Origin of the sequence: Cupriavidus pauculus (assembly GCF_003854935.1) — a bacterium.
Lineage (GTDB): Bacteria > Pseudomonadota > Gammaproteobacteria > Burkholderiales > Burkholderiaceae > Cupriavidus > Cupriavidus pauculus_C.
Genome location: NZ_CP033970.1, coordinates 823,750 through 848,134 on the forward strand (window position 1 = coordinate 823,750; position 24,385 = coordinate 848,134).

At 66.6% G+C, this 24,385-nt stretch carries 20 protein-coding genes; 11 read left to right on the forward strand and 9 right to left on the reverse strand.

Features of this window, described 5'->3' with window-relative positions:
- Positions 1 to 29: 29 nt before the first annotated feature.
- Positions 30 to 1,622, reverse strand: a complete 1,593-nt coding sequence (locus EHF44_RS21750; RefSeq protein ID WP_124685781.1) for a peptide chain release factor 3 — start codon at positions 1,620 to 1,622, stop codon at positions 30 to 32.
- A gap of 117 nt (positions 1,623 to 1,739) precedes the next feature.
- On the reverse strand, positions 1,740 to 2,735 hold the full coding sequence (locus EHF44_RS21755) for a YihY/virulence factor BrkB family protein (protein ID WP_124685782.1): 996 nt from the start codon (positions 2,733 to 2,735) through the stop codon (positions 1,740 to 1,742).
- 251 nt (positions 2,736 to 2,986) lie between these two features.
- Here EHF44_RS21755 and EHF44_RS21760 point away from each other — a divergent pair, with 251 nt between their 5' ends.
- On the forward strand, positions 2,987 to 3,166 hold the full coding sequence (locus EHF44_RS21760) for a hypothetical protein (protein ID WP_124685783.1): 180 nt from the start codon (positions 2,987 to 2,989) through the stop codon (positions 3,164 to 3,166).
- A gap of 805 nt (positions 3,167 to 3,971) precedes the next feature.
- Entirely contained in the window at positions 3,972 to 4,307 is a 336-nt protein-coding gene (locus EHF44_RS21770; RefSeq protein WP_124685785.1) for a hypothetical protein, read from the forward strand.
- A 144-nt stretch (positions 4,308 to 4,451) separates the two neighbouring features.
- On the opposite strand, the gene EHF44_RS21775 is transcribed toward EHF44_RS21770, so the two are convergent.
- From EHF44_RS21775 to EHF44_RS21785, 3 genes are all read right to left on the reverse strand, one after another.
- Positions 4,452 to 5,825, reverse strand: coding sequence for a sigma-54-dependent transcriptional regulator (locus EHF44_RS21775; RefSeq protein WP_124685786.1), 1,374 nt, complete (start codon positions 5,823 to 5,825; stop codon positions 4,452 to 4,454).
- Between the two features lie 128 nt (positions 5,826 to 5,953).
- Entirely contained in the window at positions 5,954 to 6,427 is a 474-nt protein-coding gene (locus EHF44_RS21780) for a hypothetical protein (RefSeq protein ID WP_124685787.1), read from the reverse strand.
- A gap of 615 nt (positions 6,428 to 7,042) precedes the next feature.
- Entirely contained in the window at positions 7,043 to 8,404 is a 1,362-nt protein-coding gene (locus EHF44_RS21785) for an NCS2 family permease (RefSeq protein WP_124685788.1), read from the reverse strand.
- A gap of 313 nt (positions 8,405 to 8,717) precedes the next feature.
- On the opposite strand from EHF44_RS21785, the gene EHF44_RS21790 reads away from it, so the two are divergent.
- A complete protein-coding gene (locus EHF44_RS21790; RefSeq protein WP_124685789.1) occupies positions 8,718 to 8,921 on the forward strand; it encodes a cold-shock protein in 204 nt (67 codons plus the stop codon).
- A gap of 1,549 nt (positions 8,922 to 10,470) precedes the next feature.
- Positions 10,471 to 11,565: a replication protein RepA gene (locus EHF44_RS21795; protein WP_124685790.1), complete on the forward strand. Its 1,095-nt coding sequence runs from the start codon at positions 10,471 to 10,473 to the stop codon at positions 11,563 to 11,565.
- Between the two features lie 106 nt (positions 11,566 to 11,671).
- On the opposite strand, the gene EHF44_RS21800 is transcribed toward EHF44_RS21795, so the two are convergent.
- Positions 11,672 to 11,875 (reverse strand): cold-shock protein, encoded by a 204-nt coding sequence (locus EHF44_RS21800; protein WP_124685791.1) that lies wholly within the window; start codon positions 11,873 to 11,875, stop codon positions 11,672 to 11,674.
- 404 nt (positions 11,876 to 12,279) lie between these two features.
- On the opposite strand from EHF44_RS21800, the gene EHF44_RS21805 reads away from it, so the two are divergent.
- Together EHF44_RS21805 and EHF44_RS21810 are read left to right on the forward strand one after the other, a co-directional pair.
- Complete coding sequence (locus tag EHF44_RS21805; protein ID WP_066737651.1) at positions 12,280 to 12,936, forward strand: AAA family ATPase; 657 nt, start codon at positions 12,280 to 12,282, stop codon at positions 12,934 to 12,936.
- 5 nt (positions 12,937 to 12,941) lie between these two features.
- The gene (locus tag EHF44_RS21810) at positions 12,942 to 13,958 is read left to right on the forward strand and encodes a ParB/RepB/Spo0J family partition protein (RefSeq protein ID WP_124685792.1); all 1,017 of its coding nucleotides are present in this window, start codon (positions 12,942 to 12,944) and stop codon (positions 13,956 to 13,958) included.
- Positions 13,959 to 13,961: 3 nt separating this feature from the next.
- Here EHF44_RS21810 and EHF44_RS21815 read toward each other — a convergent pair whose 3' ends face one another.
- From EHF44_RS21815 to EHF44_RS21825, 3 genes are all read right to left on the reverse strand, one after another.
- The gene (locus tag EHF44_RS21815; RefSeq protein ID WP_124685793.1) at positions 13,962 to 15,557 is read right to left on the reverse strand and encodes a phage integrase family protein; all 1,596 of its coding nucleotides are present in this window, start codon (positions 15,555 to 15,557) and stop codon (positions 13,962 to 13,964) included.
- Between the two features lie 939 nt (positions 15,558 to 16,496).
- Positions 16,497 to 17,204 carry a hydrolase gene (locus EHF44_RS21820; protein ID WP_124685794.1) on the reverse strand — a complete coding sequence of 236 codons (708 nt, stop codon included), beginning with the start codon at positions 17,202 to 17,204 and terminating at the stop codon, positions 16,497 to 16,499.
- Between the two features lie 247 nt (positions 17,205 to 17,451).
- Positions 17,452 to 19,251, reverse strand: coding sequence for a methyl-accepting chemotaxis protein (locus tag EHF44_RS21825; protein WP_124685795.1), 1,800 nt, complete (start codon positions 19,249 to 19,251; stop codon positions 17,452 to 17,454).
- 511 nt (positions 19,252 to 19,762) lie between these two features.
- Between EHF44_RS21825 and EHF44_RS21830 the strand changes: the two genes are divergently transcribed.
- The 5 genes from EHF44_RS21830 (at position 19,763) to EHF44_RS21850 (ending at position 24,368) form a co-directional block, all read left to right on the forward strand.
- The gene (locus EHF44_RS21830; RefSeq protein ID WP_124685796.1) at positions 19,763 to 20,569 is read left to right on the forward strand and encodes a helix-turn-helix transcriptional regulator; all 807 of its coding nucleotides are present in this window, start codon (positions 19,763 to 19,765) and stop codon (positions 20,567 to 20,569) included.
- A 268-nt stretch (positions 20,570 to 20,837) separates the two neighbouring features.
- Positions 20,838 to 21,398 carry a DNA-binding response regulator gene (locus EHF44_RS21835; RefSeq protein WP_253700320.1) on the forward strand — a complete coding sequence of 187 codons (561 nt, stop codon included), beginning with the start codon at positions 20,838 to 20,840 and terminating at the stop codon, positions 21,396 to 21,398.
- Positions 21,399 to 21,492: 94 nt separating this feature from the next.
- Complete coding sequence (locus EHF44_RS21840; protein WP_124685797.1) at positions 21,493 to 21,753, forward strand: hypothetical protein; 261 nt, start codon at positions 21,493 to 21,495, stop codon at positions 21,751 to 21,753.
- Positions 21,754 to 22,184: 431 nt separating this feature from the next.
- Positions 22,185 to 22,862, forward strand: a complete 678-nt coding sequence (locus EHF44_RS21845) for a phosphatase PAP2 family protein (protein ID WP_124685798.1) — start codon at positions 22,185 to 22,187, stop codon at positions 22,860 to 22,862.
- A gap of 102 nt (positions 22,863 to 22,964) precedes the next feature.
- On the forward strand, positions 22,965 to 24,368 hold the full coding sequence (locus EHF44_RS21850) for an undecaprenyl-phosphate glucose phosphotransferase (RefSeq protein ID WP_124685799.1): 1,404 nt from the start codon (positions 22,965 to 22,967) through the stop codon (positions 24,366 to 24,368).
- Positions 24,369 to 24,385 lie beyond the last annotated feature (17 nt).

Below are 24,385 nucleotides of genomic sequence, written 5' to 3' on the forward strand. Positions count from 1 at the left end.
CGGGGACGCCCCGGCCCCCGCGGCGCGGATCAGGCGATTTCCCGCGTCTCCAGGAAGCGGATGTTCGGAAAGCGCTCCTGCGTCAGGCGCAGGTTGACCATGCTGGGCGCCAGGTAGACGTGGTCGCCCGCGCCATCCACTGCCACGTTGTGGCCGTTCTTGTCGATCAGCTTCTCGATCTCGGCCGGGTCGCCCTTGAGCCAGCGCGCCGTGGCGCATTCGTGCGACTCGAAGATCGCATCCACGCCGTACTCGTGCTCCAGCCGGTGCGCCACCACGTCGAACTGCAGCATGCCCACGGCGCCCAGCACCAGCTCGTTCGACATCAGCGGGCGGAACATCTGCGTGGCGCCCTCCTCGGCCAGCTGCTGCAGGCCCTTCTGGAGCTGCTTGACCTTGAGCGGGTTGTTCAGCCGCGCGCGGCGGAAGAACTCGGGCGCGAACGACGGGATGCCGGTAAAGCGCAGCGGCTCGCCCTCGGTGAATACGTCGCCCAGCCGGATCGTGCCGTGGTTGGGCACGCCGATGATGTCGCCGGCAAACGCTTCCTCGGTCGTGTTGCGGTCCTGCGCCATGAACGTGATGGCGTTGTTGATCGCCACGGTCTTGCCCTGCGACACGTGCAGCAGCTTCATGCCGCGGTCGAAGCGGCCCGAGCACACGCGCACGAACGCAATGCGGTCGCGGTGGCGCGGGTCCATGTTGGCCTGGATCTTGAACACGAAGCCGCTGAACTTGGGTTCCTCGGGCTCCACGGTGCGCGTCTCGGTCTGGCGCGCCAGCGGCGGCGGCGAGAGCTGGCACAGCGCGTCCAGCAGCGACTGCACGCCGAAGTTGTTGATGGCCGAGCCAAAGTAGACCGGCGTCTGCTTGCCGGCCAGGAACGCGTCCTTGTCGAACGTGTGCGACGCGCCGCGCACCAGTTCGATCTCCATGCGCAGTTCGTCGGCCTGCGAACCGAGAATGCGGTCCAGCTCGGGGCTGTCCAGCCCGTCCAGGATGGCGGCGGTGCCCTTCTCCCCCTTCGGGTCGAAGAGCTGCACCTTGTCGTCGATCATGTGGTACACGCCGCGGAACGCCTTGCCCATGCCGATGGGCCACGTCATCGGCGCGCACTGGATCTTCAGCACGTCCTCGATCTCGTCGAGCAGTTCGATGGGCGAGCGGCCCTCGCGGTCCAGCTTGTTGATGAACGTCAGGATGGGCGTGTCGCGCAGCCGGCAGACGTTCAGCAGCTTGATGGTCTGCGCTTCCACGCCGTTGACCGAGTCGATCACCATCACGGCCGAGTCCACGGCCGTCAGCGTGCGGTAGGTGTCTTCCGAGAAGTCCTCGTGGCCCGGGGTGTCGAGCAGGTTGACGATGTTTTCGGGCTGGTCCGGGCGGGACTGATACGGGAACTGCATCACCGACGACGTCACCGAGATGCCGCGCTGCTTTTCCAGCTCCATCCAGTCGGACGTGGCGTGGCGGTCGGCCTTGCGCGCGCGGACCTCGCCGGCCACCTGGATGGCGCCGCCGAACCAGAGCAGCTTCTCGGTCAGCGTGGTCTTACCCGCATCCGGGTGGGAAATGATGGCAAACGTGCGACGACGCGCAATTTCGGAAACGAGCGAACTCACGGCTTCTGGAATCGGGTAAGGGCGATGGCCCGGGCGGAGCGCTGGCGCGGCAGGGGGCGGCGCCAAAGGCCAGGGGCAGCCCGGGACGCGTCCCGGGGATCGGATTGGGGCGCTATTTTACCGGTTCGCGGTGCCGGCCGGGGCATGGCCTGGCGCCGCCCGGTTTTCGCGGGCCGGATCGTGCCCGCGCAGGCTGCCGAACTGCAGCGCGTACTGGCGCGTCAGCTCGGCGCCGAAGAAGAATATTTGTGCCGAGTAATACACCCAGAGCATCAGCGCCACGACCGAGCCGGCCGCGCCATAGGACGACGCCACCGCGCTGTTGCCCAGGTAGATGCCGATCAGCCGCTTGCCCACCGAGAACAGCAGCGCGGTGATGATCGACCCCATCAGCACGTCGCGCCAGGCGATGCGCACGTTGGGCAGCATCTTGAAGATCGTGGCGAACAGCGCGGTCACCACGGCGAACGAGAACGCGGTGGAAATGGCGTCGGCCACCGGCGCGAACCACGACGCCGTCCAGAGCTGGCCCCAAAAGCGGTTGACCACGGCCAGCGCGGCGTTGACCACCAGCGACACCAGCAGCATGAACGCCAGCGCCAGCACGATGCTGAACGACAGCAGCCGCGCCCGCAGCAGCTTCTTCCAGCCGGCGCCAGTGGGCGGCGGCGCCTGCCAGATATCGTCCAGGCTGCTCTTGAGCTCGGCAAAGGCACTGGTGGCGCCCAGCACGAGGATGCCGAACGCGATCAGGGCCGCCACGCCGCCGCCGCCGGCCCGGTGCGTGGCCGCGAGGATTTCCTGGATGGCCGCGGCGCCCTGCTCGCCGACCAGCCCATTGAGCTGCATGAAGATCTCGCCGCGCGCGGCCTCGGCGCCGAAGAACAGGCCGGCAATCGAAATGACGAGCACCAGGATCGGCGCCAGCGAGAACAGCATGTAGAACGACAGCGCCGCGCCCTTGCTGGCGGCCCGGTGGTCGAACCACGACATCACCGCGGCGGACACCACGCGCACCGTGCGGGCGCCGGTGTGGCGGTCGGGCAGCAGGCGGCCGCGGCGGGGGCTGGGCGGCGAGCGGTCGGGATTCTCGGGCACGTGGTCGGAAGGCATGCCGTGGCGTCCTTGAAAGGCTTGAGAGGTGTCGGGCCGAAGGTTCCGCCGGGACACCCGTGGAGTCTGGCTGGCGCCGCGCGCCGCGTCTGTCGGCCGGCGTCTGATGCCTATGCGGGCCCGAAACCGGCCTGCGTTCATCATAGTCCGCTTGGCCGCCGGCGCACGCGGCGCCTGCTACAGTTGATTCAGGCACACATGCCGGACCGCCGAGGCTGGACGCGCGGCGGCCGGCCAGAACAGGAGCCATCGTGATCTTCTCCCTGAACGGCCGTGGATACGCCGCGTGCGCCGGCCTGGCGCTCTGCCTGGCCCTGCTGGCCGGCTGCGAACGCAACCAGCCCGGCCCGGGCCCCAAGCCGATCTCGGGCAACGGCGCGCCCACCCCGGCCGCCAGCGGCGCCTCGGGCGCGCAAGGCACGCCGCGCTGACCACCCGGGCGTACCCGTTTCTGCGGGCGCAGCGGGTTTCAGCGATGCAACCGGATGCACGCCCGGCCCACCGGCCGGGGTGGCGCGCGCCCGGTGCCGCACTTTGCGCCTGTGGCGGGCGTCCCGCGCGCTGAAAGGCAGACATAAGTGTTTGTTTAGAACGCGCCAGGGGGCCGCGCTCCCACCGCGCGCGACATCGGCCGCACGCCCGCCGCGCGCCGCCGGTGGGCTGACGTTTCACGCCCGGCGCCGCCACGCGGCCCGCCGTCCGCATCGGGTTGCAACGGCGTAACCGATTGCCGCCGCCTGCCGGTCATCGGCACCGCACGGTCGCGGGCGGCCTTGCCACAACCCTTTTGGAACAAGCGTTTACCGACGATTGGCACGCTTGTCGCTCTTGTCCATGCCGGGAGAAGTTCGAGTCAAAAAACAATAGCGTCAGCACGCAGGAGAGGACCACTGCCATGCGTCATCCACCAGCGCGAATGACGGCCCGCCGGCGCGCCCATCGGCTAGCCGGCCCGGCCCCATCCGTCAGGGAGCTGCTGTCGCCGCCCCTGTTGCCGTCCCCGCGCCCCACGGCGCGCCCCGCGACGACCTTTTGCGCCACCGCGCAGCGTGGCGTGGCCGCGGCCGCCAGCCGCCAGCGCAACGGACATCCGGGCTGCTGAGGCGCGGGTGCGACGCCTGGCGGGCATCGGGTCCGGGCAAGTCCACGTTGCTTTTTCGCGCGGCCGGACCTAAACCGGTTTACGTGCTCCGTCCCCCGGCGGGCACCTTTTTCCAGCAAGGGAGGGAGCCACCCATGTACGCCAGAGTCCTTGCCGCCTTCGCGCTGGCGCTGCTCTCGACCGCTGCCGCGCCGGCGCTGGCCGGCAACTATGCCTATTTCGACCGGCCCGAGGCGGCCAACCTGAACAGCCACGCCGCCGTCAGCAACGACAGCTACGTGCGGGCATTCGGCTGGACCTGGGGCGACCTGCAGTTCAAGCAGGAGCCCGGCACGCCGCAGCCGCCGCAACCGCCCGAGCGGCAGGCGCGCGACAACCTGACCGACCCGCACGGCCTGGCGCCGGGCCGGCTGCCGCACGACGACAGCGCGCCGCCACGCGGGCGTCGCGGCAAGGTCAGCATGAGCTAGGACGATGTTGCGCGGGCCAAGCCGCGCCAGCCTTCCGCCGCTGTCCGGGCGAAAGGACGAAGGGGCTCCGGCGAGCGGACGTCGCCGGGGCCCCCTTGGCGCCACGGGCAAGCCGTGGCGCGCCTGCCATCCCTTGCTTCGAAACTACTCGCCCGGCGCGCCCGGCTGCAGATCGACGCGGATGTTGTGCTTGTGCATCAGCCGGTAGAGCGTCACGCGCGACACGTTCAGCTCGCGGGCCGCCGGCACCACGTGGAAGCCGTGGCTGGCCATCACCGTGCGGATGGCCTCGCGCTCGGCTTCCTCGCGGATCGCATCGAGCGTCTTGCGGGGCACTTCCACGCCGCTGTGGAGCTGCAGGTCCTCGGCGGTGATCTTGCGGTTGTCGGTCATCACGATGGCCCGCCGCACCCGGTTGATCAGCTCGCGCACGTTGCCAGGCCACGTGTACTGCATCATCGACTGCGTGGCGCACGAGGAGAAGCCGCGGATGCGCCGGTGCGCCTCGTGGCCGTGCTCGGCCAGCACCGCGTTGGCCAGCAGGAGGATGTCTTCGCCGCGCTCGCGCAGCGGCGGGATCGTCAGCGTCAGCACGCACAGGCGGTGGAACAGGTCGGCCCGGAAGCGGCCGTCGGCCTGCGCCGCCACCAGGTCCACGTGCGTGGCCGAGATGATGCGCAAGTCCAGCGGGATCGACTGGTGGCCGCCCAGCCGCGTGATCGTGCCCTGCTGCAGAAAGCGCAGCAGCGCCACCTGGCTTTCGAGCGGCAGGTCGCCAATTTCGTCCAGGAACAGCGTGCCGCCCTGCGCCTGCTCGATCCAGCCGATCTTGCGCTGGTTGGCGCCGGTGAACGCGCCCTTCTCGTAGCCGAACAGTTCGGACTGCACCAGGTGCGACGGGATCGCCCCGCAGTTGATGGCGACGAACGGGCCCTTGCGGCGGCTGGATGACTCGTGGATGGCCTGCGCGGCCAGTTCCTTGCCCGTGCCCGATTCGCCCGAGATGAACACCGGCGCATCGTTGTGGGCCACCTTGGCCAGCGAGCGGAACATCGCGCGCATGGCCTGGCATTCGCCGATCATCGGGCCGCGCGCGGCCTGCTCCGGCAGCCGGGCGCCGTGCAGGCAGGCCATGCCGTGGGCGTGCTTGAGCGTGTAGAGCAGTTCGTCGAACGAGAACGGCGTGCGCACGTAATCCACGCAGTAGTCGCGGATCAGGCGGCGCACGCGTTCGTCTTCGAGCATGGCCGTGGACGTGATGGCCACCCACATCACGTGCAGGTGCTGCAGCCCCTGTTCGAGCTGGGCCAGTTCGGCATCGGTATAGGGGGCCTGCAGGTCGATGATGCCGGCCATGGGCGCGCTGCCGCGCACGGTGCGTTCCAGGTCTCGCACCTGTTGCACGCGCCGGATCTCCCACCCCGAACCAAACTGGTTCGCACTGAAACCAAAATCTTCGTAACGCGACACGAGCACGATCTGTGCGGTGCGTGCCGGCGCCTTGCACAGTCGGTCCATGACCTTCTCCCTGACGTTGGACTTCTTGTTGGGTGCGGCGGGGCCGGCCGCGCGCGCGGCCACGGGCCACTGGGCCCGCTCGGGTTCCGCCGGCTGCGCGGAAGGGTCCGCGCGCAACGTCTGGTGAATCACGGTCTGGACAGACTGCGAGGGGAATCGTCGGACAGCGCCGCCGGGTCGGCCCCCGCGTACAGTTCGTCGCGGATGCGCCGGCGCACCATGTCCTTCTCGCGCATCAGCTCGATGCTGGGCGCCTCGGGCTTCTGGCCCGAATACTGGTAGTAGAGCGCCTTGTAGGTAAGCTGGCTCAGGATCCATTCCTGCAGCAGCAGGCGTTGCCGGTGCAGTTCTTCGGACAGCAGCCGATGGCGCTGCAACAGGCTCTGGACGGCCGCGCGGGTGCGTGGCGAGACGTCGCGGTCTTCGGCCAGCAGCGCGGCGACGTCGGTGATGGCGTAATCCTCGTGCCCCTTTTCGCCGGCTTCCTGAAGCGCGACGTCTGCTGAGGCTTCTCCCAGGGCAGCCCAGGCACCCGGTACCGGCTGGCTGCCGGCCTGGCTGTCGGGCCCGATGGCGGGACGCCGGATTTCTCCTGCGGTCATGATTTGTTCCCCGTTGAACAACATCCCCCGGCACTACACGTTCGCGGTTACCACTTTCTCTGTTCTGGAATCGAGCTGTCTTTGTCTGGTGCGCATGGCTGCGCGCACTCTTTGTATCGTGGTGGCGAAGCCGTCCTGTTGCGGACGGTCTCTTTATCGGCTGGCCGGCTTCTCTGTCACGGCTGGCGGGCCTGGCCGCGTGTCCATCGGGCAAGCACGGCCGATGCGTCGGCGGCGCCTGCGGATCCCGGAGTCAACAAAGGGCGCTCCGACGCGCCCTCAAATTTTTGCCACGCCTCTAGTTCAGTGCATTTCACCCCTTTTGTCCAGCCCGGAATGTTCGGCTTCACCCAAGTCTCATACTTTTGTATGAGACGCGAGAGCGGCTTCGCGCATCGCCCATTAGGTTAATGAGTCCTTACATTCGACGCAGAAACGGGTACGCCGTGTCGGCGGCGGTCGGCCGTTTGATACGAAGAAACGGGTACGCTTTCATCCCTCGGACGGGCCCGATGTCATCGTTTTCATTTTGAACATACGATGACAGCACCATGAAGAAGGGACAGCCAGCGGGCTGTCCCTTCGCACGTCCGGCGGGCGGAAGGCCGCCGCCGCTCAGTGACCCGGCAGGTAGTAGAACTTGAACAGGAACACCGCGGCGATGATCCAGGCCATCAGCGGCACCTCGCGCGCGCGCCCGGTGAGCAGCTTGAGCACGGCATAGGAAATGAAGCCGAACGCCACGCCGTTGGCCACCGAGTAGGTGAACGGCATGCCCAGCGCGGTCAGCACGGCGGGCACGACCTCGGTGACGTCGCTCCAGTCGATATCGACCAGTTCGCGCAGCATCAGGCACGACACGTACAGCAGCGCCGGCGCCGTGGCGTAGGCCGGCACGGTGCCGGCCAGCGGGGCGATGAACAGGCAGGCCAGGAACAGCACGGCCACGGTCACGGCGGTCAGCCCGGTGCGGCCGCCGGCCTGCACGCCGGAGGCGCTCTCGATATAGGCCGTGGTGGACGACGTGCCGAGCAGCGAACCGGCCATGATGGCCGTGCTGTCGGCCATCAGCGCCTTGTTCAGGCGGTCCATCTTGCCGGCCTTGAGCAGCCCCGCCCGGTTGGCCACGCCCATCAGCGTGCCGGTGGCATCGAACAGCTCGACGAGGAAGAACACCAGGACCACGTTGATGATGCCGATGGACAGCGCGGCGGAGATGTCGAGCTTGAACAGCGTCGGCGAGATGGACGGCGGGGCCGACACCACGCCATGGAACTGGTTGCCCGCAAACACGAAGCTCAGCACCGTGGTCAGCAGGATGCCGATCAGGATCGCGCCCTTCACCTTGAGCCGGTCCAGCGCGACGATGACGAAGAAGCCGATAATGGCCAGCACGGCCGGGGGCTGGTGCAGGTCGCCCAGCGTCACCAGCGTGGCCGGGTTGCCGGTGATGATGCCCGCGCTGTGCAGCGCGATGATCGCCAGGAACAGGCCGATGCCGGCCGTGATCGCCCCGCGGATGGCGGCGGGGATGCCTTTCACGATGGCTTCGCGCACGCGGAACAGCGTCACGATCAGGAACAGGCAGCCCGAGATGAACACGGCCCCAAGCGCCGCTTCCCACGGCAGGCCCATGCCCTTGACCACGGTGTAGGCAAAGTAGGCGTTCAGCCCCATGCCCGGCGCCATCGCGATCGGATAGTTCGCGTAGAAGCCCATGATCAGCGTGCCGATGGCGGCGGCCAGGCAGGTGGCGACGAACACGGCGTCCTTCGGCACGCCGGCATCGCCCAGGATGCTGGGGTTGACGAAGATGATGTAGGCCATCGTCAGGAACGTCGTCACGCCGGCCAGCAGCTCGGTGCGCACGTTCGTGTTGTGTTCGCGCAGCTTGAACAGCCGTTCGACGAGACTGGCCGGGGCGCCGGCGGGCGGGGAGGATGGGCTGGGCCGGGGGGCCTGATCGGGCGTGGTCATGGGGTCTCCAGGTTCTTGGGTGGCGCATGCATCGCACGCGCGCCGGGCGCCTTGTTGACTGGGCAAGTCGGAAAAGGCCGGATGATCCCACAAGCCCGCGCGGGCAGCCAGTCCGGGGCCGGGGGAATCCCTGCCTTGACGGGGAGGACAATCCCCCGTATAAATCTCCGCCAGATTCAAGCGACGAGGCAACAGTTCATTCGTTAGCCACCGTCTTGGTACTTCGGTTGTCCATGGTGTCCTTTCCTTGAGTTGGCAGTACGGTGGTGTGAGCACCATCGGTTTCTTTTTATCTTTTTTGGAAAGCAATACCATGCAAACCGGTATCGTCAAGTGGTTCAACGACGCCAAGGGCTTTGGCTTCATCAAGCCGGACGCCGGCGGTGACGACCTGTTCGCGCACTTCTCGGAAGTTCGCGTCGAGGGCTTCAAGTCGCTGCAAGAAAACCAGCGCGTGTCGTTCGAAGTGAAGAACGGCCCGAAGGGTCTGCAAGCGGCCAACATCACGCCGATCTAAGTCCCGCTCAAGTCGGCCGCGCCTTCAACGGCACGGCCAGCTTCAGAAAAACCCGCCTTACGGCGGGTTTTTTTTCGTCCGTGCGGTGGGCCTGGGTTGTCTCGCAGCTGCTTTACATCGCTTTTGTCGGCGTTGCGTCCTTCCTGCGCTGTGCCGCCGCGTCCCTCCTCGCACTCCGTCGCAGAAACGGGTACGCTCCGAATCGTCGTATTGTTGCAACGCAGAAATGGGTACGGTTGTCGCCGCTGTCCTGCGCAGAAATGGGTACGGTTGGGCGCGCTGCGGTCAGAATTGCTACGCGATGGTGCGACGCAGAAACGGGTACGCTTTCGCGCGGCGAGGGCCGAAACGCTCGCTTTGCTGTCCAGTTATCCCGCCTTCGTTTTGAGCAACCAAGTTATCCACGCAGAACTGGGTACGTTTTCGGCCTGCGGCACGTATACGTCCCGATGCTGCCTGGCCGGCGCAGAAATGGGTACGCCCACGAAGCGTCATCCTGCGCAGAAATGGGTACGGGCCCTAGATGGAGGTGGCTCAGTGATGGGTCACCGGCCTAATCGAGCACTTATCCACACGCAGAAATAGGTACGGGGTTGCCGCCTGATCCACAGGTTGGCCGTTATTTAGTGGGCACCTACTTTACGTATACGCCCGCGTGTACGCTGGCTGCCCGTCCACCCACACCGATGCGGTACGCAGAAACGGGTACGCCCCTGTGATTTGCTGCCCCCTGTTTGCCCGCAGAAACAGGTACGGCCGCGTCGCAGTTGTCCCGCAACGCCAACTTCGCAGAATCGGGTACGCCGCAGAAACGGGTTCACTGTCGTCTTGGCGGCCGCCGAAGCCGTTTCGCGCAGAATTGGGTACGCTTCGGCAGTCCGTGCCCGCAGAATCGGGTACGCCCACCGTTTCAGGTCAGTGTTTTCGGCCACCAATGCGTACCAGATTCTGCGTGGATAACGCGGTTTCCATCGCGGAAGGACGGCCAGGCACACACTTCACCAGCCCACGGCGCAGAAACGGGTACGCTTTCGTTCAGGCAGCCTGTGGAAAAGCCCGTGGGATCAATGGGTTATCCCCGCAGAATTCGGTTCGCGCCGTGCGCTGAAACGGGTTCGGTCTGCCGCAGAATCGGGTTCGGCACTTCGCAGAAACGAGTACGGAAGCGCGCAGAATCGGGTACGCGGAGCGTCTGAAATCGCTTTCAAATCAACCGCGTGAGGACTCCGTATACGGTTTACAAGTAGTTAACCCGTATCGGTATCGTTTACTTGTAGCTGATGGACAGTCAACCGTGGACAACCCTTCGGGGTTGCCCACCGTGTGCCTGCCATCCTGCCAATCGCCGGATACCCGGCCAGGCAACCCAGACAGCCGGCAGACAAGACGGCGAGACCTGCCGCGGCATCGCAGACGACATAGGCACACCAAGCCCGAACGCCCTGCCGAAACCACGGGAAACTGCGTATACGCTGCCCGTCGTACCCGTTTCTGCGTGACAACGTATACGCGATCGCGTAAAAAGGCGGGTAATCCGAAGCCCACCAATATGTCGATCAAACGCTCTATGGCCTCCGTGGCGGACCGCTCAGCCCTGGACGCGGACGGGGAACCGTCCCGCATCATCGTTCCCGGCAGCGAGAACGTCGTCGTGCCATCCGAGAAGTTCCAGCGCCTCTTCGACGAAGCCCAAGCCATGGAGCGCGAGGACGCCTGGCAAAGCGGCGAGGTCGGCTTCCTGAGCCGCGCCAGCGTGCAAGTCACGCTGCCGTACCGCGCGCCCAAGGGCGCGCCGCCGGTCTGGACGCGCACCAGCGGCAACATCTCGCTGATGATCCAGCCCGGGTACTTCACGCAGCAACGCTCGGAACGCGCCTCCAATGGCCGTCAGAAGCTGGTGTCCGAGACCGTGTCGCTGGGCTACCCCTATGGCTCCTATCCGCGGCTGATGCTGGCGTGGATCGGCAAGGAGATCATGGCCAAGAAGAAGCGGGGCGAGTTCACCGGCACGGTGGAGGACCGCCGCATCTCGCTGGGCAATTCGCTGTCCGAGTTCATGTACAACCTCGGCATTCCGATGGCCACGGGCGGCAAGCGCGGCACGATGACGCTGGTGCGCCAGCAGATGATCCGGCTGTTCTCGGCCACGATCGCCATCGTCCAGAACAAGTCCACCCCGGTGCCGAACCAGGCGCCCAACCACGAGCCGCTGTCGATCGATCGCGTGGGTTACCTGCTGGCCGACCAGTTGTCAACCTGGTGGGACCCGATGCAGCCGGGCCAAGGCTCGATGTTCGAGAGCTTCGTGGTGCTGTCGGAGCCGTTCTTCAACGAACTGGTGAACCGGCCGGTGCCGGTCGACATGCGCGCGCTGAAGGCGCTCAAACAGTCGCCGTTCGCGCTCGATGTGTATTCCTGGCTGACCTACCGCTTTTTCACGATCCAGCGCCGCACGGAGATCCCGTGGGAAGCGCTGCAGATGCAGTTCGGCACCGAGACCGAGAGCGAGCGCAAGTTCCGCGCGCTGTTCCGCAAGGCGCTCAAGGACGTGCTGGTCGTGTATCCGGGCGCCAAGGTCGACGCGGATTCGTCGAAGGCACTGATCCTGCAGCCGTCGCGCACGAGCGTCCGCAAGCTGGGGTGATGGCTGCCGCCGTTCGGACGGCGCATGCAAAAAGGGCAAGCATTGCGCTTGCCCTTTTCACTTACCGGCCCATCAGACTGACGACCGGATGCTGCAGCGGTTCGCCTCAGGCGGGCTTGATCGCGGACGCCTGCAGGCCCTTCGGGCCTTGCTTGACTTCAAACGTCACGCGCTGGCCGTCCTTCAGGGTCTTGAAACCCGTACCCTGAATCTCCGAGAAGTGGGCGAACAGGTCTGCACCACCATCGTCCGGAGTAATGAAGCCAAAACCCTTGGTCTCGTTGAACCACTTGACCGTACCGGTTGCCATAAGAAATTCCTTTCGAAGCAAGTTCGTTTAAACGCAAACAACCGTTCAAGCACGCTGGGGTCTCGTAGATACCGAACGGAGGTCAACGAGGTTGAAACGACTTGACTCGACTGTAGCGGGCATCATAACCACATTGTGTTGCGGTGTCATGTGCGGCGTAATGCGCACTGTCTTTACTTTAGGCGGATTCTCTACCGCTTTTCAAGAAGAAGAATCCCGCAAGGTTGATGTAGTCCGATTTTCCGGGAATGCCGTCCGACGGCCCGCTGCGGCGGCGTCTCTTTCATCCATCCAAAAATTTAAATTTTCGACAACGGGTTGTAGCCCATGGTTGGATTGGCTAAAGTCTCGCCTTGATTGAACACCATCCCGCGCGACTTTCAGCGCTGAAAGTGAGGCCCCAAGTGGCAGCAAAGATCATCACCGTTTTCAACCAGAAAGGCGGTTGCGGCAAGACCACGGTCAGCATGCATCTGGCTGGCACCTTGGGCCTGCGCGGCGCGCGCTCGATGCTCGTCGACATGGACGAACAGGGCACCGCCACACGCTGGGCCGCGCAGGCCAGCGACGAGCGGCCTTTTCCGGCGTCCGTGATCGGGCTGGCCCCGTCGGGCGGCGCCATGCACCGCGAAGTCCGCAAGTTCGTCCACGACTACGACTACATCCTGGTCGATTGCCCGCCCGCCGTGCACTCGGCGGCGCCGTCGAGCGCGCTGCTGATTTCAGACCTCGCGATCATTCCCGTGGTCCCGTCGCCGCCCGATCTGTGGGCTGCCGTGGCCGCCAAGACGCTGGCCCAGCACGCCCAGGTCCAGAACGAGACGCTGCAGATCCGGGTGATGGCCAATATGGTCCAGCGCCGCGTGTCGATCGCCCGGCAGGCCATCGAGATCCTGGGTGACGACGGCGATGTGCCACTGCTGAACTCGATGATCGGGTCCCGTTCAGCGTTCCGCGAATGCCAGGCCATCGGCTGCACGGTCCACGGCGTGCCCGGCGCGCGCGAGGCTATCCAGGAAGTCGACATGATGGTGGACGAAATCCTGTCCTTGATCGAGTAACAAGAATGCCAACGAAATTGAAAAGCCTGAAAGCCGGCATGCTCGCCGGCATGGCTGCGGAAAAGACCCGCAACGATGCGATCGACCGGTTCGCACGTGCGGAAGCCGCGCTCTCCGAGCATCCCAACGGGCTGCTGCAGTCGCAGCGTGCTGGCACCGCGGGCGCAACTTTCAGCGCTGAAAGTGCGGCGGCCGGTGTCGAGGGGCGCCAGCTCATCCGCGTGCCGATCGCCCAGTTGCACGACAACCCGTTCAATGCGCGCCGGATCTACGACCCAGCCGTGGTGCAGGAGCGCGCCGCATCGATCGCCACGCACGGCCAGAAGACTCCCGGTCTTGCCGCGCCGGACCCGACCCGGCCGGGCCACTACATCCTGATCGACGGCCACTACCGCAAGCGCGCGCTGGCATCGGCCGGCAAGCTGGAAATGGAATGCTTTATCGAGGACGACCTGAGCGACCTCGATTTCTACCGGTTGTCCTTCCTGCTCAACGAACAGCGGTCGGACCAGTCGGCGCTGGACAATGCCATCGCGTGGCGGCAGTTGCTGGACGAGGGCAAGGTTCTGAAGGAAGAGGAAATCTGCGAGCTGACCGGCATGTCGGCTGGCACGGTGAACAAGACGCTGGCGCTGCTGAAGCTGCCCGAATCGGTGATTGGCGTGATGCGCGAGCGGCCGAGCGCCATCGGCATCGCGGCGGGGTACGAGTTGACGCTGTACTACAAGATCGCCGGCGAGGACCGGACCCGCGAACTGGCGGCCCGCATCATGAACGACGGGCTGTCGAGCCGCGAGGTCGAATCGATCCGCAAGCAGGCGCAGGAAGGCAAGGCGCGCAAGGTCAAGGAAATTAGCCGCCAGTACAAGATCCGGACCGAGAACGGCCAATTGCTGGGCACCATCAAGGAGTGGGATTCCGGCCGCATCATGCTGGACGTCCAACTGACCGACCGCAACGCGCGCGAGGATTTGCTGGAAGTCCTGAAGGCCCGCTTCGGCCTCGACAAGACCTTGCTCTGACGCTCAGGCGAGCCGAAGCTGGCGCGGCGTGAAGGCGGCAGGCACGTCCGCGTGCGCCGCCGCAAAACGCCGCCACGTGGCCCGCAGCAGCCGGTCCAGGCCGCTCGCCGAATAACCTGCCGATGGCTGCGCCCGCTTGGCACGGCCGCGCGCCGTGTCGGGATAATCGACCGGCGCAAGCAGCGCCGCCTCGGGCGCGCCGCCGTCCGTACCCATCCCTTGCCAGTACATGCCCCGATCCTGCCAGTGAGCCAAGAGGGCGAGCCGGACATCGACGCCCAGTTCGATCTGCTCGCCACGGCCCGCCCGTTTTCCGGGGATGGAAAGCCGCCATGGCTCGGCATCGCTGACCACGTCCGCGTACCGCAACAACGGCAATTCGACGACCCGAAGCCCATGCCGGGCGATCAGCAACGCCGCCGCCAGCGCGGCGCGATCCTGCGGAGTTGTGGCATCCGTCGCTAGCCAATCAAAAAATCTGTGCACGAAAAGACCGGTCGGCGCGGGTGATACATGCGACGCGATCGGCGGATCGGATTCATCCGATGCGGAGCCCGCCGCAGCGGGTGCGGACGGGCGCCGACGTGCCCGAGGCGCGGGCCCGGACGGCCGCACGACTCCCAGCACCAGCCGGACCACCCGCAGCGCAGCTTCCCGCGAACGCTCGCCAAGCGGGCCTTCGAACGGACGCCAATGCACCTTGTCGCGGGCGCTTGCGGGGCCGCACCAGAAGTCGGCCGGCTGCGGATCGGCCAGGAATTCGCGATAAGCCCGCAGATCGTCGTCAGCCAGATCTCGCAGCGACTGGCCCCGGCGCGCCGCCCAGAGCAGCAGCCGCTCGGCTTCACGGCGGTAGCTTTTCCAGGTGTTTGGCGACGCCTCCTTGGACCGCAGCCATTGCCGCACCGTACTCAGATCTTCGGCCAGCTTCCGCCGGATCAAATCCTCTCCCGGCGCCGCCCGGAGCCATTCCAGCGGGGCCGGCGCGGCCATTGCCGTACCCAATGCTGCGTAGGTCTGGAAGGCCCGATGCGGCACATCCGACGGGGCCTGGACGAACTCCCGCAGTCGTGTGTCAAGTACGGGCCGCTGCGCCGCCAGCCACCGGACAATCGTCTCGCATGAATGCCGGCCGATACGTGGCACGTGCCGCCACCAACTGCTGCCGTGGCGATTGGCCAAGTCGACCAGATCCGCGATCGTGTGCACGTTAGCCGACGTCAGCCGGCGCGCCAGGCTGGGCCCGAACCATAGCGTCACACGATGGGAAGCCTGCGGCCGGCCCTGTCCCAGCTGCTCGATCGACGACAGCGCCTCGACGCGCCGGGTCATCCCGCTATCCGAACGGCCGCGCAGGGCTTCGAACATCTCGGCGATGTCCGGCCGGTCGTGCTGCAAGGCGAACTGCACCAGCCGGTCGCGCAGCGCCAGGATGCGCTGCACCGCCTGGTGTTCGGTCAGTTCGTCGTCATCGTCCGGGTCCAGCAGGTACCGGTTGGCGATATCGACCGGCCGCATGCCCTGCGCATAGGCGCGCACCACGGCAAATTCGGTGCGGGTGAGCTTGGTTGCGGCGATGGTGTCGCGGTCTTCTGCCACGGAGTCCTTCAGTAAATATGCTGGGAAAGCTACATCACAAAGCGTGCGGATACGAGGGCAGAGCGCCAATCACGTTCCGTCGAGCCACGGCGAGAAAGTCACCTAAGTGACTGATTTGCAACCGAAACTTCGGGGCGCCACGCTGAACCGGCCCATTCTGCACATGGAAATGCTATGCAAATTATTTTACGAGAGGTGTGTCATGTCTGGGAAGCGATAGATTCAGCCATGGCCTGGGCCGCACTGGTCGTACCCAAGGGCGATTCGACCTGGACCGCAGGAGGTGAGGCGCGCTCTGCAACCCCGGCAGCGTTGTCTCTGGATGCGCCATCCGCACAACTCCGCCCAACCCATCAATCCAGCAAACGAATGTTGGGGCGTCTCGTCACAACGGCTCCATTCTTCCCGCCGACAAGCGCAGCTAGCATGTGGCCCGGCACACAGCCGAACTCCCCTCAGATAACGCCCCACACGCAGAGAAGTCCGTCCCACATCACCCATGCCACCACCCCTGCCGGGAACTCCGTGAGACCACCCAGCAACACCCGCCACGCGTCAAAAAACTCCCCGACACAACCGCTTTCTGCGGCATTGATTTAAAAGGAAATTCATACGCAGCAGTGAGTACGCTCCGTGCGTCGAAGCATGGAAAACGACGGCACCAGCCAACCGCTCTCGCACCGCCGAAAAACGCGAAAAGCGTATACGTATACGGGGTATGCGCATCGACCACACGTCGCGGAGCCGTCGTATACGCCATGCGATCCACCCCAAAACCAAGGCCGCCTACATCATTCGTCGAACAAGTTTTGGCTCCCTATTTCAGGGGGCCATTACTAATCCACCGAATAGCGCCGCGCCAAACGAAAAGGGCGTGAAAGCGCCACGAATATGTGGCCCCTTCACGCCCCGAGAGTCAGGCAGTGCGGTCAGCGCGATTTAGTACTCCGTCACCGGCGCATGCACCGGCGCGATCGATGCGTGCTGGGTCTGCGTGCGCTGGGCGGCCTTGTGGACCATCGTGTAGGCGTAGTCGATGCCCATGCCGTAGGCGCCCGAGTGTTCCTTGGCCAGGCCGGTCACCGCGTCGTACGTTTCCTTGTTTTTCCAGTCGCGCTGCCATTCCAGCAGGACCTGCTGCCAGGTGACCGGCACCACGCCGGCCTGGATCATGCGCTGCATGGCGTAGTCGTGCGCTTCCTTGGTGGTGCCGCCCGAGGCGTCGGCCACCATGTAGATCTCGTAGTCGCCTTCCAGCATCGCCGACAGCGCGAAGGTGGTGTTGCAGACTTCGGTCCAGAGCCCGGCCACCACGATCTTCTTGCGGCCGTTGGCGGCCAGCGCGTCGCGCACCTTCTGGTCGTCCCAGGAGTTCATCGACGTGCGTTCCAGCGTTTCCTTGCCCGGGAAGACGTCGAGCAGTTCGGGGTAGGTATAGCCCGAGAACGAATCGCTCTCGACGGTGGTGATGGTGGTCGGCACGTCGAAGATCTTGGCCGCCTTGGCCAGGCCGACGACGTTGTTCTTCATCGTCTGGCGGTCCATCGACTGGACGCCGAAGGCCATCTGGGGCTGGTGGTCGATGATGATCAGTTGGCTGTTGCGCGGGGTCAGGACTTGCAGCTTGGCGTTGTTGGCGTTCGACATGATGGGCTCCGGTATAAAAGGTGATTCAATGAATTTGAGTGGTTATTGGGCGGTGCTGGCTTCGCTTCGTCGCGCTTGGTTTCGCTTCGCTGCGTTGTCGCGCCGTCCATGTGCTGAACTATAGCGACCGCCGGCCCGGCGCAAACAGGCTATCGCTGTCATAGTTATTCAAAATAATTGAATCGAGGAAAAAGATAGAAAAAAGGCCGCCCGCAGGCGGCCTCTCTGTCAGGGCTGACCAGCCCTCTCAATCGAGCCGGAATGTCCGTACCACGTCGGCCAGCGTCGCGGCTTGTCCCTGCAAGGCGGCGGCTGCGGCGGTCGACTGCTCCACCAGCGCCGCGTTCTGCTGCACCATCTGGTCCAGCTGGCTGACCGCCACGTTCACCTCCTGGATGCCGCGCGTCTGTTCTCGCGCCGCGCGGGTGATTTCCGAGATGATCTGCGTCACGCGTCCCACGTTGCCCACGATCTCGCGCATCGTCTCGCCGCTCATCCGCACCTGTCCAGACCCGGCGCTCACGCTGTCCACGGTCGATTCGATCAGCGTCTTGATCTCCTTGGCCGCCTGCGAACTGCGCTGCGCCAGCGCCCGCACCTCGCCCGCCACCACGGCAAAGCCGCGCCCCTGCTCGCCCGCGCGGGCCGCTTCCACCGCCGCGTTGAGCGCCAGGATATTGGTCTGGAAGGCGATGCCCTCGATCACGCCGATGATGTCCGACACCTTGACCGCCGCGCGCTCGATGTCGCTCATGGTCTCGATGGCCCCGGCGATGGCCTGGCCGCCGTCCGTCGCCACCTGCTGGGCGGCGCTGGCCGTCTGGTCGGCCTGGTGCGCAGAGCTTTCCGACTGGCCGACCGTCGCCGTGATTTCCTCCATCGACGCGGCGGTCTGCTCCAGGCTGGCCGCGGCGGATTCGGTGCGCCGCGACAGGTCCGCGTTGCCCTCGGCAATCTCGTTGGCCGCCACGTGTACAGATTCGCTCGCGTCGCGGATCTGGCGCATCACATGCACGAGCTTGTCGGCGAAGGCGTTGAACGCGCGCGCGATCTGCGCCACCTCGTCGGTGCCGTCGGCCGGCAGGCGGCGCGTCAGGTCGCCGTCGCCGGAGCCGATGGCGACCATCGCATCGCGGATGCCCGACAGCCGACGGAACGATACCGCCGTCACGCCGGCCACGATGACCGCGGCCGCGCACGCCACGATCACCAGCGACACCATCGACGCAATCAGCACAGACCGCATGCCGGCCGTGGCCTCGGCCTTGTCCAGTGCGATCACGGCCACCCAGTCGGTGCCGGCGATCTCGCAGCCGCGCAGCAGCTTGTCGGCGCCGCCGATCCTGGCGTCGATCGGCGCGGCGGCAGACACCAGCGCGCCCAGCCGGTCGCCCTCCAGCGCCGGTACCAGTTCGCCGATGGGCTTCAGCGTCAGCTTGTCGTCGGGATGGGCGACGATCTTGCCGTCGCGCGCCACCAGGATGCCGAAGCTGGCTGGCGTCGGATGGATCGCGCGCACGTTGGCCACCACGGCGTCCATGGCCACGTCGCCGCCGATCACGGCCTTGACGCCGCCGTCGCGCAGCACCGGCACCGCAAATGTCACCACCAGCTTGCCGCTGCTGGCCGCGATATAGGGCGGCGTGACAATCGGCTTGCCCGCCGCCACGGCCTGCTTGTACCAGGGCCGCGCGGTGGGGTCGTAGTCGGGCTTCAGTCCCGCCGCGTCCGAGAACCGGTGGCTTTTGTCCGGATAGCCGACATAGGTCTTGATGAAGCCGCCGGCGCTTGCCACCAGCCTGAGCGCGGGAATCGGATCGTCCTGCAGCGCCGCGTCCTGCAGCGATTCGATCATCCGGGAATGGCCGGACACCCACGCCGCAATGGCATCCACATGGCCGGTCTGCACGGCGGCAAGATTGTTGTCGATGGCCTCGTCGTTATAGGCGCGGGCCACGAACTGGTTCACGATGGCGTTGGCCGCCAGCGCCACGATCACGATGGCCACGGATAGGGCCACGATGCGCGCGCGTAGGGAGGAAAGCATGGTGTCTAACTCTTCTCTCGGGTTGGCCCGGGTCGGGGCAGGAAAATTGCCCACGCATTGACGGCACCCCGGCCGCCGACTTTAGTGCGATGCAACATAGCGCTTTCGGCATCACTTTTATCACTTCCGCACGATCGTTCGCGGCAGAAGCGGCGTTTGCGATACGTTTTGCCAGCGGTTGCCATACAACCAAGGGAAAACCCGTTGCGCCGCAGCATCCGCTTGCAATCACACGACGTGCTGCCTATGCTGAACACCAGAATTCAATTTAATTTGAATCTGTATTCAGAAGGATCTAACGCGTTACATACGCAATCGGGGCGGTCGGACATCCTCCGAGGGAGGGCCAGACGGTTCGGCAGCGTGCCAGAGAGGGCTGGCGCTGCCGCGGCTCGGGAGGTGATGCAGACCGTATGGACATGCAGCCGCGCCATAAGCGGAGCATCTCCAATCAGCGCACCGCGGGACATTCCACACACCGCAGCGGGGCGCCAATAAGAAGTGAGCGGCCATGGCCACCATCCTGTTGCTCGAGCCACACCCATTGTTGCGTCTCGGTCTGCGCCATCTGTTGGCACAGGCGCATGTACCGGGCGATCTCATCGACCTCGATCCCGCCGGCCTGAACGACCCGGACCCGTGGACACACCACGCCGACCTGCTGCTGTTCGGCCTGCCGGCCGATGCCGAGGCCGGCTGGCAGACGCTGGCCGACCTGTGCCGCCGCCTGTCGCCGCTGCGCGTGCTGGTGCTGGCCGATCATCTGCCCGCGCCGCTGCCCGAAGCGGGCCTGCCCGACGCCGTGCGCGGCCTGCTGGCCAAGACGTGCTCGGCCGATGCGCTGGAAGCGGCCATCCGGCTGGTGCTGGCCGGGGGCGAATGCTTCCCGTCGCAACTGCCGCCCACGCGCGCCGCCGAGCCATCGCTGCCCGACGCCCGCCACGATGCCGCGCCGATCGTCGTGCCGCTGCACGCCGTGCCCGCGCTGCCGGGCGGAGCCACGCCGGCCGCAATGGAAACGCCGGCCGCCGGCGCGCACCTGCTCAATATCACCGAGCGCCAGTACGAGGTGCTGGCATTGCTGGCGCGCGGCTATCCGATCAAGACGGTCAGCCGGCTGCTGAACATCTCGGTAGCCACCGCCAAGACCCACGCCTGCACGCTCTACCAGCGCCTGCACGTGCGCAACAAGGGCGAGGCGGTGTACGTGGCGCTGCAGCGCGGCGCCACGCTGAACTGGACCGGCCCCACGCCGGCCAAGCCGACGCATGTCCCGATGGCGCCCCTGGCCGCGCGGGAGGCCTGTGAGGCCGCCTGACCGCAGTCGCCTGCGCCCGGCCGCCCTTGGCCCACCACCTGTCTGCGCCATCCGCCGCCGAGCCCTCATCCAAAAGCATGAGGCGGCGGCCGGCTGGCGTTGCTAGCTTGTATCTCAGGTCCGGCGCCGGGGGCAGCCATCGGGAACATGGGCATCCCTGACACCCTCGACGCGATCCGTTCCAAAAGACAACGACGCGCCCCGGCAGGGCGCCCGCCGGCGTACCCCGCCGGCGGATACACGCGTGGCAAGCGCGGATGGCAGACAGATGACGACCTACCTCATCGCCAGCAACGAAATGATGTGCCGCATCCTTGCGCGGCGCATGGAGGCGCAGGACATTCCCTCGCCGGTGCGCTGGCACGGGCCCGAATGGCTGCTGGAGGGCGACGGCGCGGATACCGCCGAGCGCGGCGCGGCCCGGCCTCCATCGATCGACAACCCTGACGCGGCCGAGCCGCTGCCGGCGCAGCCGGTGGAGATGGCGCTGGTCGATTGCAGCGGCGTCGACGGCGATCCGCGCGCGCTGCTGGACCGCGTGCTCCAGCGCCTGGCACCGCGCCGCTGGCTGGTGTTGTCCGACGCGCTCGATCCCACGTTGATGGCCCACGCCGCGCTGCTGGGCGCCAACGGCTGCCTGGCCGTGCCCGCGCCGGTGGAACTGGTCTGCGCGGCGGCCACGCTGGTATGGGCCGGCGGCCAGTGCTTTCCGCGCAGCGCGCTGTCGCTGCTGCGGGCGCTGCATCCGCAGGACGCGCCGGCCGCGCCGGCGGCGCGCTTCATCCCTGCGGTACGGTCCGGCCCGGACGGGACTACTGCCATCGGATGAGGGCGCGCACGCGCTGCGCCGACTATGCTGGATGTGCCCGCGGTCAGAAGCCGGTGCCTTGGCGAGACCGGCCGCCGTGGGGGCAGGGGGTCGTATGGAACGCAGTCTCGATATCCTGGTCGTCCACGGGTTTGCCGTGCGCGAGGGCCGGGGCAAGTGGGCATGTTGCTATGAGATACGGCTCGCCATCATCGGCGGGCCGTTGTTGTACCGGGGCGAACTGCACGGACGCTGCTTCGCCACCGAGGACGCCGCCATCACGGCGGCCCGCGAGATCGGCGAGCGCGAGGCAAGCCGGCATCTCGATACCGCCCGCGCGATGTTCGTCGCGCTGACCCGCCTGCCGCTTCCCTGATCCCGCCCCAGCGCCTGCGCGCGCGTGCGGCCCCATCGCGCCGGACCAAAAAAGAAGCCCGCCGACCGGGGGACCATGCGGGCTTTGAAATGGCCGCTCACGTGGTGGGCGGCCATTGCATCGAACATAACGAATCGCGGCTACGGACAACATCAACCAGAAGACGCACTGCCCGGGCGGCCCTCAACCCTGCGCCACGCGGCACCGCGCGGCCGTGTGCGCCATGCCTGGTGCGCGCGGGCGGGTCGGCGGCACCCCCGGACACTACGTTCAGCACCGCACATTCGGCTCATGCTTCTGGATGGAGCCCGGTGGCCGGCGGGCCCGTGGCAGCATGGATCGGGCCCCGATCGGGTGTTACGCTGCCGGTTCGCGCGGCGCTCCCGACGCACCTCGCCGCAGCCCACCCACCGCATGTGCCCGACGCAACCATGAGCCGCTGGCAACTGATCTCGTTCTTCGGTGAATCCGCCTTCCTGCTGCCGTGCGCGGTCTTTCTCTACGCATGGCTGCGCTGGCATGGCGCGCACGCCGTGGCGCGCCACTGGCTGCTCGCGTTCTCGGCCACGGCGCTGGCCGTGCTGCTCTCGAAGCTGGCCTTCATGGGATGGGGCGTCGGCAGCCAGGCGCTGAACTTCACCGGTTTCTCAGGCCACGCGATGATGGCGGCGGCCATCCTGCCGGTGCTGGCCTGCCTGGCCGTGCCGGCGCGCCATCGCACGCTGAGCTGGCTGGCGGCCGGGGCCGGCGTGCTGCTGGCGCTGGCCGTGGGGCTGTCGCGGCTGGCGCTGCACGCGCATTCGGTGTCCGAGGTGGCCAGCGGCCTGGCGCTCGGGTTCTGCGCCAGCCTGCCGTTCATCGCCCGGCGCGAGGTGCCGCGCGGCCCGGTGGCGATGCTGGTGGCCTCGGGCGCGCTGGCCATGCTGATGGTGCTGCCCATCGGCGGCGTGGCGGGCGTGACGCACGTCTGGGTCGAGGACATCGCCACGTTCCTGTCCGGCCGCGAGCGGCCGTTCCAGCGCGGCGAGTGGTCGGGCCGGCGGCCCTGTCCCGGCTGCCGCACGCTCGGCGCGCGCCCGTTGTGTGCGCCATCGCTCCAATCCGGCTGACACCCCCGCAGCGGGCCGGCGCTTTGTGCGTCCGCCCACAGACGCCCCGATTGCCGTACGCAACCATGACCCCAGTCATTGATGGATGGACGGGGAGCAGTCATGGCATCGAACTGGGGCGTGGCCGGCGAGCGGCGTAGTGCATTGCACTATCTCTACAGGTTATCGGACGCATTGCTGATCGCGGCGATGGGCGTGCTGATGGGCGAGCTGTACTTCGCGGGCGGCCTGCGCGACAGCGCGCCCGTCAACGGCTTCCTGACCATGCTCTGCGCGCTGGGCGCCCTGGTCGTGTTCCCGGCGTTCGGCATCTACGAATCGTGGCGCGGCCGCAGCCTGGCCGCGCTGGTGCTGCGCATTGCGGCGGCGTGGACGCTGGTGTTCATCACCGGCCTGCTCGGCGCGTTCCTGATCCACCAGATCGGCGCCGTGTCGCGGGTCTGGTCGATCGGCTGGTTCGTGTCGGCCGGCCTGGCGCTGCTGGTGGGACGCGCGGTGATGTTCCGCATGCTCGGCAACGTGCGCGAGCAGGGCATCAACGCCAAGCGCGTGCTGATTTTCGGCTACGGCCCGCTCGGCCGCGAGATGTACCGCCGCGTGCAGCAGTTCCGCTCGGCCGGCTACAGCGTGGTGGGCATCTACGACGACGGCACCGACGCCACGCCGCCCGAAGTGCCCGCGCTGCGCACGCTGGACGAAGTCAGCGCCTTCGTGCGCGGCCAGGGCGTGCGCGAGATCTGGCTGACCCTGCCGATGGCCGCCTGCCGCGACCTGTCCGACGTGGTGCGCCAGTTCCGCAACGACCTGATCGACATCCGCTGGGTGCCCGACGTCTCGTCGGTGGAGCTGCTGGGCCACCGCTTCAGCGAATTCATGGGCCTGCCCGTGATCGACCTGAACAGCCCGCCGGTGTCGGGCATCACGGGCGTGGTCAAGGCCAGCTTCGACCGCGTGTTCTCGTTCGCCGTGCTGGTGGGCCTGAGCCCGCTGCTGCTGGTGATCGCCGCGCTGGTGAAGCTGTCGTCGCCGGGGCCGGTGCTGTTCCGCCAGCAGCGGCTGGGCATCGATGGCCGGCCGTTCGCGGTGTACAAGTTCCGCACCATGCGGATGCACGCGGACCACGGCGTCACGCAGGCCACGCGCGGCGATCCGCGCGTGACGCGCATCGGCGCGTTCCTGCGCCGCACTAGCCTGGACGAGCTGCCGCAGTTCCTGAACGTGCTGCGCGGCGAGATGTCGGTGGTGGGCCCGCGCCCGCACGCGATGGAGCACAACGAGCTCTACAAGGAACTGATCGACCGCTACATGCTGCGCCACCGCGTGAAGCCGGGCATCACGGGCTGGGCGCAGATCAACGGGCTGCGCGGCCAGACCGACACCATCGACAAGATGCGCAAGCGCATCGAGTTCGACATCTATTACATCCAGCACTGGTCGTTCCAGCTCGACCTGCGGATCATCCTGCGCACCGCGCTGCACGGCTGGACCGGCGCCACCGCTTACTGAAGGGCGCCCGGGCACCG